The organism is Leucobacter komagatae (genome assembly GCF_000834055.1).
Lineage (GTDB): Bacteria > Actinomycetota > Actinomycetes > Actinomycetales > Microbacteriaceae > Leucobacter > Leucobacter komagatae_A.
This window is the reverse complement of record NZ_JXSQ01000050.1, coordinates 1-7,876: the sequence shown is the minus strand read 5'-3', so window position 1 is coordinate 7,876 and position 7,876 is coordinate 1. Positions and strand designations below refer to the sequence as shown.

Sequence of the window (7,876 nt, the reverse complement as noted above, 5' to 3'; positions counted from 1 at the left end):
CAGGGCGAGGCTACCCCTCGGGAGCAACCCACAGCTCGTCGTCAGTGCGGAACGCCTGCCACAGCGCGTAGCCAACACCAACGGCGGCCACTGAGCCGAGCACGATTGCGACGATCCCGCCGGCGCTGCGCTTCTTCTTCACCGGTTCAAGGTAGCCGGTGCGCACGCCAAAGTCGCGCACCTGCGCCGCGGCCTTTGGGTTCTCGATCTCGTCGAGCGTGCGAATCGTCGACGCCAGCGCATTTGCGACGGCAGGTGCGGTCGCTCGTCTGACGGAGCGGGCAGCATTCCTCGCCGATGCGACACCGCGATCCACAACTGGACGAACGCGATCAACAGCCACATCGACACGGGGAGCTACATGCTCGTCGCTCAGGAGTCTTGCCTGATGACCTGCGTGCTTGATCACCGAGCCAGCGTTTCCTATGACTGCGAGCTGCTGGTCGAGCAGCTCCTGAGCATCAGAGCGCAGCCCGCGGAGCTCGCGACGGCGCTTGCGTGAGAGTTTCATTCGGATCCTCCTTCAAGTAGAACGGGACGCGTCCACTTGGCTTCCCACGCTACACCGTACACTTGTGACATGACCATTCACACCGCAGTAGCGACTATCCACACCAACCACGGCGACATTGTTATCAACCTTTTCGGTGATCACGCGCCCAAGACGGTGAAGAACTTCGTTGACCTTGCAGAGAAGGGATTCTACGACGGCGTGATCTTCCACCGCATCATTCCGAACTTCATGATCCAGGGCGGCGACCCGACCGGCACCGGTACCGGCGGCCCCGGCTACAACTTCGATGACGAGATCCACCCGGAGCTCACCTTCAGCGCCCCCTACCAGCTTGCGATGGCGAACGCAGGCAAGCGCCCGGACATGACCGGCCGTATGGCGGGGACGAACGGCTCGCAGTTCTTCATCACCACCATCGCTCCTGATTGGCTCAACGGCAAGCACACCATCTTCGGTGAGGTTGCAAACGATGAGTCGAAGGCAGTGGTTGACACGATCTCAGCAGTGCAGACCGGCGCAGCTGATAAGCCCGTTGAAGACGTCGTAATGACCGGCGTCGATATCGTCACGGTCTAACCTTGTCCTCAAGCGGCCCGAGCTATGGGGAGCGCGCAGAGTTCAGCGAGAGCGACGTCTGCTACCGGCATCCGGATCGCCAGAGCTTTACGCTGTGTCAGCGCTGCGGACGAACAATCTGCGGCGACTGCCAGATTCAGTCGCCCGTTGGGGTGTTGTGCCGCGATTGCGTAAAGCAGACGAGCGCTGGCCCCAAGGGGGCCGCACGCGTCGGCCGCTCCGCTCGGGTCGCTGGGCGGCGTTTCGCCGCCCTCGACGCTCCAGTGACTATGTCGATCATCGCTGTGAGCGTTGTGGTGTTCGTGCTGCAGTTGCTGAGCCACTACTTCGGGCGCGACGGCGTGACGTCGGCGTTGTGGTATTCGCCGACGTTCTCGATGGCGGACGGGCTGCACGAGGTCGCACCGGGGCAGCTTGCGGGCTATCCCGAGGGAGCATTCATCGAGGGCGAGTTCCAGCCGTGGCGCATGCTCACGGTCATGTTCACGCACTCGGTCGGTTTCCTGCCACACATCCTGTTCAATATGCTCGCCCTCTATATGTTCGGGCGAAACCTTGAGCAGATGATTGGGAGCATGCGTTTCCTCGCCCTGTATGTCTTCGCTGGCCTGGGCGGATCGCTTGGCGTGATGTTCTGGGGTTATGCCGACACGATGAGCCTGCTCGGCGCAACGGTCGGCGCCTCTGGCGCTATCTTTGGCGTGCTTGCGGCGACCGTTGTCGCGTTCCGCTCGATGAACGTGAACGTCACGTCACTCATCGTGCTGCTCGCGATTAATATCGGCATCGGCTTCATGCCAGGCATGAGTATCTCCTGGCAGGCCCACTTCGGGGGCATGATCGTCGGTGCGATCACGATGTGGATCATCGTTCAGACGCGTGGGCCGCGGCGGAAGACGCAGCAGATCATCTGGCTGGTCGCGCTCGCGGCGCTGCTCATCGCGCTGTCGTTCGCCTACCTGGTGATCTCGCCGGTGTAACTCTGCCTGACAACACAGCAGTGGCGCGAATGGAAATCCATTCGCGCCACTGCTGTGTCTGGGGCTATTGCGAGCATGTGCCCTCGGATGTGACGTGCATCATCGCACGGAGTCAATGTTTTACACAGGGTAAAAACCTGTGAAAAGTTATCCACAGGCTTCTCCCCAGTTGGGGAGAATTACACCGATGTAGTTCTCGGTGAGTTGTGGATTACTTCCACCACGGAGTCATGAGGAACCCCACAAGGACAAACCCGAAGCCGACGAAGATGTTCGCCTGGCCAAGCTGCGGAATCGGCAGCTGAAGGTTCGTGCTCGTGATGTAGAACAGCACAATCCAAATGAGCCCGAGAAGCATGAAGCCGAACATCACCGGCTTGAACCACACGGGGTTGGGTGCTTCCCGTCGTGCGGCCTCTCTCTGCTCGCGTTGTGCCGCGACCTCTGCCGCGCTTCGCTTGCTCACATCTTTACTCGCTGCTGCCATGGTGACAGTCTACCCAGTTCGTGGCCCGTGCCCAGTGTGATCGCTCTAGAATGGCTACAAATGAACGAAGCACTCTCACCCGGACGGCGTCGACGCCGCGCTCGACTGAGCCCGCTGACCGTTATCGGCGAACTGCTTATCGTTGGCGGCATAGCCGTTTTCGGCTACATCGTGTGGCAGCCGTGGCACACCGGCCTTGTCGTCACGGGCAAGCAGGTCGAACTCACGCAGTCCACCTCGGCTGAGTGGGACGCCGAAGCGGCGAACCGCCCACCGTTCGATGGCGTGATCCCCGTCCCCGAGGTGCCGCCGATCGGTGAGGTGTTTGGCCAGCTCCACGTTCCGGCGTTCGGGACAACGTTCGCAAACGCCGTTGGCGAGGGCACCGGGTGGTGGGAGACCCTCAACTACGAGGACAAGGGCATTGGGCGCTATCCCAACAGCGCAATGCCGGGCGAGAATGGCAACTTTGCCCTCGCCGCACACCGCTCGGGCGGCTACATCACGCCGTTCAAAGAGGTCATGAACCTCCGTGTTGGAGATCCGCTGTTCTTCGAGACGAGCGACGGCTGGTACACGTACCGCTTCCGCTCACTCGAGTATGTGTGGCCGACGGAGGGCGATGTGCTGAACTCTTTCCCGCGGATGGATGGGATCGAACCGACCGACCAGATCATGACCCTCACCACCTGTCACCCGAAGAATTGGGGAACGGACGAGCGGGCAATCGCCTACACGGTATTCGAGAGTTTCCAACCCCGCTCTGATGGCCCACCGGCCGAGCTCATCGAACTCAACCCAGCGATAGCGGGAGGCAACGCATAGTGTTCTCACTTATTTGGCGGTTTTTCCCCGGCCCTGCGTGGTTCCGGGTGATCGTATTGATTGCAGCTGCAGCCGCGCTCGTGTGGGCGCTCATCACCTACGTATACCCCTGGGTGCTTGAGATGCTGCCCGAACAGGAATCCACGGTGGGAACATGACTCGTATCCTCGTCATCGACAACTACGACAGTTTTGTCTACACCCTGAATGGTTACCTGCAGCAGCTCGGAGCCGAGACGCACGTAATTCGCAACGACGACGTCAGCGTCGGCGAGCTCGAGCAGCTCGTCGCAAGCTACGACGGCGTGCTCATCTCTCCTGGACCCGGTACGCCAGCGGCCGCCGGAATCTCGATCCCCATGGTGGGCATTGCGCTGCGACACGGGGTTCCGCTGCTCGGGGTCTGCCTCGGCCACCAGGCCATCGCGGAGACCCTCGGCGCTACGGTGACCCACGCCGCGGAACTGATGCACGGCAAAGTGTCGCGCGTGCGTCACGCGAACGACGAGTTCTTCTCCGGGGTCGCAGAAGAGTTCTCCGCGACGAGGTACCACTCACTTGCCGTCGTGCGCGACACCATTCCAGACAGCCTCGTCGTCACCGCCGAGACAGCAGGCGGTGTAGTCATGGGGCTCCGCCACCGCGAGTTGCCCATCTTCGGCGTGCAGTATCACCCGGAGTCGGTGCTCACCGAAGGTGGCTACCAGCAGCTGGGTAACTGGCTGCGGATCGTTGGGCTCGAGAACGCCGCCGAGATCGCAGCGACGCTGTCGCCGCTCATCTCAGCCGAGTAGCGCCGCGGGCGGCTAGCCGGAGCAGTACGTGACGGTGAGCTGCGATCCCTGCGGGTTCGAGCCAACGAGCGTCTGCCCCGTGATGAGCAGCTGCTCGTTGTAGACGCAGCCTGTAGACGCTGACATTTGGCCGTCGATCGTGAGGTCCAAGCCCAGCCCGCTGAGCATGTTTCTTGCCGTATCCAGAGACTGGTTGATGACGTTCGGGATATCGACCTTGCCGCTCGCCACAGTGATGTTCACTGCGCCGCCGGGATCGATCTTCGAACCGATGTCTGGAGAGACACCGAGCACACGCCCGGCTGGCGCCACAGCGTCGTCCTGCGTCGTAACTTGCCCGACGGTAAGACCAAGCCCCGTGAGCGCCTCAGTGTACGCCTCCTGCGATTTTCCGGAGAAGGCGGGCACCAGGGCCTGCTCGGGACCCGTTGAGATGTAGAGCGTGACCTCGTCGCCGACGTTCACCGCGGTGCCGGCCACGGGATCGCTCGAGATGACGTGGTCATTCGCAACGCTCTCGTCTGGCTGATCGATCTGCTTGACCTGCAGGTCGAGTCCGAGGAGCATATCGACCGCCTCCGAGCGGCTCACGTCAGTGAGCTCGGGGATATCCCGCACCGTCGACGGCGAAATCTCGTTCGGCACGAGGTTCACCAGCCAGAAGACCACAGCGATGACGATCGCGGCAATCGTGAGGATGGCAGCCCAGGTCCACATGACCGGCGGCCTGCTCTGTGTGCGGCTGCCGCCGCCCTCGGCGAGCTGCCTGATCGCAAGATCAGACTCCGAAACTTCCTCGCCAGAGGAGAACAATACGGTGTTCTGCGTGTCGTGATTCGGCAGATCAGGCATCGTGCCGCTCGCAGCCAGGTTCAGGGCATCACGGAACTCTGCTGCGGTCTGGAACCTGCGCGCGCGATCCTTTCCGAGCCCGTACAGCACAACGCGGTCGAGCTCAGGGGGCACGTCTGGGTTGCGCGTGCTCGGCGCCGTGGGGCGCTCGCTCACGTGCTGATACGCGACGGCCACAGCTGTGTCACCACGGAAGGGAACGTCCCGCGCGAGGAGTTCGTACAGCATCACTGCGGTCGAGTAGAGATCCGTGCGGGCGTCAACGGACTCGCCCTTGGCTTGCTCCGGCGAGAAGTAGGCCGCAGTGCCGAGGATCGCGGTGGTCTGCTGCAGCGTCGATGACGTCTCCGACACCGCGCGTGCGATTCCGAAGTCCATGACCTTTACCTGGCCTGACTTCGTGATCATGATGTTCGCAGGCTTGATATCGCGGTGCACGATACCGGCGCGGTGCGAGTACTCGAGCGCGGTGAGCACCGACTCGACGATGCGCGCCGCCTCGGTCTGCGAGAGCTCGTTCTCCTCAATGAACTGCCGAAGGTTGGTGCCCTCGACGTATTCCATCACGATGAACGGGAGTCGCTTCGCCCCGTCAGCTGTCTGAATGAGGTCGTCGCCGGCGTCGAACACCCGAACAATGGTCGGGTGCGCCATGCGCGAAGCAGACTGCGCCTCCTGCCGAAACCGGGCACGGAACTGCTCGTCGCCAGACAGCTCAGACTTCATCACCTTGATGGCGACCTGGCGGCCGAGCTTAATGTCGGTTCCCCGGTACACGGTGGCCATGCCCCCCTGGCCGATAAACTCGCCGATTGCGTAGCGCCCGCCAAGCACTCGCGAGTTACCCCCGCCCGCGGCTTCCGACATATTCACCTCTTCCGCACTTCCAGACATATGATCCAAAGTCTATTGCTTGAGTACCTGATCAAAGCCCCGAATGGCTAGCCTTCGTTCTCTTCCGGGTCGGCTTGTGGCTGAATCGTGATGCTGACGGGCGCGGACACCTCGGAATCGCGCGGCTGCGGCCCCTCACAGCGGTAGCTGTAGGTGAGATCGAGCTTTCCTGGGGCGAGCGCCTTGAGCGTCGCGCCGTTCGCGCTCGCGTTGTTCGTGAGCTGCGCGAGCGACGAATCGCTGAGCTGCACCTCGAACGCACCTACGGTGAGCCCTGCAGGGCACTGCGCGCGGAAACCCTGCACAACGATCGGGTCGCCGACGGTGACCGTCGCGTTGGCAACACTCGGCTTCTGGGGTGTCGGCGGTGTGCCGAAGGCCACGTTCACGGTGAGAGTGATGAGCTCGTTGAACTCGGTGTTCCCCGTCGGGGACACCGCAGATACGCGGCCAACCTCTGCGTCGGGCACGGCCGAGCCGTCTCGCTGCGCAATGTTGGTGAACTGCAGCCCAGTGAGGTAGCCGTACGCCTCGTCGAAGGTCATGCCAACGATCTTGCTCTCGTCTACCATTCCCGACGTTACGGGCGGCTCCGTTGTCTCAGAAGGCGACGGCGTCGTTGGAGGCTTCGTCGTCGACGACGAGGGCTTCGTCTCCTCAGGCTTACTGTTCCCACCGTTCAGCAGCGCGATCGCGGTGCCACCGCCGATGATGAGCAGTAGCGCGAGCAGCGTGATGAGCGGCCAGGTCCACCGGCTGCGCTTCTTCTTCTCCTCGAGCTCTTCCTCGTCCTCACCCTCAGCGGTGAAGGGCACGGTCGGGTCCATGACCTCGGTGCGCGGGAGCGCCATCGTCGCAGCGTCGGATCCCGGCTGCTGCGGCATGACCATCGTTGCGGTCGGATCCTCGACGGCGCCGCGGATCTGCGGCACATAACTTGCTGCGAGTTCAACGTTTCCGCGGTGCAGCGCAGCAGCGGCCTGCGCGAGCTTCACCGCGGACTCCGGCCGGCTCGCCGCGTCCTTCGACAGGCAAGACATGACGAGGTTGCGCACTGGCTCTGGGACATCTGCCGGGAGCTCTGGCGGTGTGTCGTTGATCTGCGCCATGGCGATAGCGACCTGTGACTCGCCGGTGAACGGACGCTTCCCTGCCAGGCACTCGTACGCGACGATGCCGAGCGAGTAGATGTCTGTCGACGGCGTCGCCGCGTGACCGCTCGCCTGCTCGGGTGCAAGGTACTGCACCGTTCCCATGACCTGACCGGTCGCGGTAAGCGGAACCTGGTCGGCGATCCGTGCGATGCCGAAGTCAGTGATCTTCACCCGCCCCTCGGGGGTGATGAGCAGGTTGCCAGGCTTGATGTCGCGGTGCACGAGGCCGGCGTCGTGCGCAGCCTGCAACGAGGTTGCGGTCTGCGCGACAATGCCGAGTACGCGGTTCGCGGGCAGGCGGCCTTCGCGGTCGATGATCGCAGACAGCGGCTCGCCAGGAACGAGTTCCATGACGATGTACGCCGACCCCTGCTCCTCGCCGTAGTCGAAGACGTTCGCGATTCCCTCATGGTTGACGAGGGCAGCGTGGCGTGCCTCAGCGCGGAAGCGCTCGAGGAAGCCGGGGTCGCCCATGTATTCGTCTTTGAGGATCTTGATCGCGACGGTACGACCAATGATGCTGTCGCTCGCCTTCCAGACCTCGCCCATGCCGCCGACTGCGATGCGGGAGCTCAGCTCGTAGCGCCCGCCGAATGTGATCCCTGCCGATGGTCTCATCCGTTCAACACCGCTTCCATGACTCGTTTTCCAACAACCGTGGGGAGATCATATGAACCTCCCTGAAAATCAAAGCTCGATCCGCCCCCGTTGGCGATAACGACAGCGACGGCCACTTCAGGATCGTCCACTGGCGCAAAGCCCGTATACCAAAGGTATAGGAAGATCGTTCCCGTTGGCGTC

9 protein-coding genes and 1 pseudogene are annotated in these 7,876 nt (G+C 62.6%); 5 read left to right on the top strand and 5 right to left on the bottom strand.

The window, feature by feature from the left end; all coding sequences use genetic code 11:
* Positions 1-10: 10 nt before the first annotated feature.
* A complete protein-coding gene (locus tag SD72_RS16365; RefSeq protein ID WP_042545538.1) occupies positions 11-511 on the bottom strand; it encodes a DUF5324 family protein in 501 nt (166 codons plus the stop codon).
* 69 nt (positions 512-580) lie between these two features.
* Between SD72_RS16365 and SD72_RS16360 the strand changes: the two genes are divergently transcribed.
* Complete coding sequence (locus SD72_RS16360; protein WP_042545537.1) at positions 581-1,090, top strand: peptidylprolyl isomerase; 510 nt, start codon at positions 581-583, stop codon at positions 1,088-1,090.
* Between the two features lie 269 nt (positions 1,091-1,359).
* The gene (locus SD72_RS16355) at positions 1,360-2,070 is read left to right on the top strand and encodes a rhomboid family intramembrane serine protease (protein ID WP_232299835.1); all 711 of its coding nucleotides are present in this window, start codon (positions 1,360-1,362) and stop codon (positions 2,068-2,070) included.
* Positions 2,071-2,281: 211 nt separating this feature from the next.
* Here the strand turns inward: SD72_RS16355 and SD72_RS16350 are convergent, their stop codons facing one another.
* Complete coding sequence (locus tag SD72_RS16350) at positions 2,282-2,557, bottom strand: cell division protein CrgA (RefSeq protein WP_042545535.1); 276 nt, start codon at positions 2,555-2,557, stop codon at positions 2,282-2,284.
* 60 nt (positions 2,558-2,617) lie between these two features.
* Between SD72_RS16350 and SD72_RS16345 the strand changes: the two genes are divergently transcribed.
* The 3 genes from SD72_RS16345 to SD72_RS16340 are packed head-to-tail and all read left to right on the top strand — an operon-like array spanning position 2,618 to position 4,175.
* Positions 2,618-3,382, top strand: a complete 765-nt coding sequence (locus SD72_RS16345) for a class E sortase (protein ID WP_042545534.1) — start codon at positions 2,618-2,620, stop codon at positions 3,380-3,382.
* Entirely contained in the window at positions 3,382-3,540 is a 159-nt protein-coding gene (locus tag SD72_RS18085) for a hypothetical protein (RefSeq protein ID WP_198142019.1), read from the top strand. The genes SD72_RS16345 and SD72_RS18085 overlap by 1 nt, the downstream gene beginning before the upstream one ends.
* Positions 3,537-4,175, top strand: a complete 639-nt coding sequence (locus tag SD72_RS16340) for an anthranilate synthase component II (protein WP_042545533.1) — start codon at positions 3,537-3,539, stop codon at positions 4,173-4,175. Before SD72_RS18085 ends, SD72_RS16340 begins: the two co-directional genes overlap by 4 nt.
* 12 nt (positions 4,176-4,187) lie before the next feature.
* Here the strand turns inward: SD72_RS16340 and pknB are convergent, their stop codons facing one another.
* The 3 genes and pseudogenes from pknB to SD72_RS18410 form a co-directional block, all read right to left on the bottom strand.
* A complete protein-coding gene (pknB, locus tag SD72_RS16335) occupies positions 4,188-5,921 on the bottom strand; it encodes a Stk1 family PASTA domain-containing Ser/Thr kinase (protein WP_157000651.1) in 1,734 nt (577 codons plus the stop codon).
* A 47-nt stretch (positions 5,922-5,968) separates the two neighbouring features.
* Positions 5,969-7,693: a serine/threonine-protein kinase gene (locus tag SD72_RS16330; protein WP_084767297.1), complete on the bottom strand. Its 1,725-nt coding sequence runs from the start codon at positions 7,691-7,693 to the stop codon at positions 5,969-5,971.
* Positions 7,690-7,876 (bottom strand): annotated as a pseudogene (locus SD72_RS18410) (hypothetical protein); the annotation flags it as partial. The gene SD72_RS16330 and the pseudogene SD72_RS18410, both read right to left, overlap by 4 nt.

Excerpts from the sequence above, each read along its gene's own strand:
- SD72_RS16365 (WP_042545538.1), bottom strand. The coding sequence starts at position 511 with ATGAAACTCTCACGCAAGCGCCGTCGCGAGCTCCGCGGGCTGCGCTCT.
- SD72_RS16360 (WP_042545537.1), top strand. The coding sequence starts at position 581 with ATGACCATTCACACCGCAGTAGCGACTATCCACACCAACCACGGCGAC.
- SD72_RS16355 (WP_232299835.1), top strand. The coding sequence starts at position 1,360 with ATGTCGATCATCGCTGTGAGCGTTGTGGTGTTCGTGCTGCAGTTGCTG.
- SD72_RS16350 (WP_042545535.1), bottom strand. The coding sequence starts at position 2,557 with ATGGCAGCAGCGAGTAAAGATGTGAGCAAGCGAAGCGCGGCAGAGGTC.
- SD72_RS16345 (WP_042545534.1), top strand. The coding sequence starts at position 2,618 with ATGAACGAAGCACTCTCACCCGGACGGCGTCGACGCCGCGCTCGACTG.
- SD72_RS16340 (WP_042545533.1), top strand. The coding sequence starts at position 3,537 with ATGACTCGTATCCTCGTCATCGACAACTACGACAGTTTTGTCTACACC.
- pknB (WP_157000651.1), bottom strand. The coding sequence starts at position 5,921 with ATGTCTGGAAGTGCGGAAGAGGTGAATATGTCGGAAGCCGCGGGCGGG.
- SD72_RS16330 (WP_084767297.1), bottom strand. The coding sequence starts at position 7,693 with ATGAGACCATCGGCAGGGATCACATTCGGCGGGCGCTACGAGCTGAGC.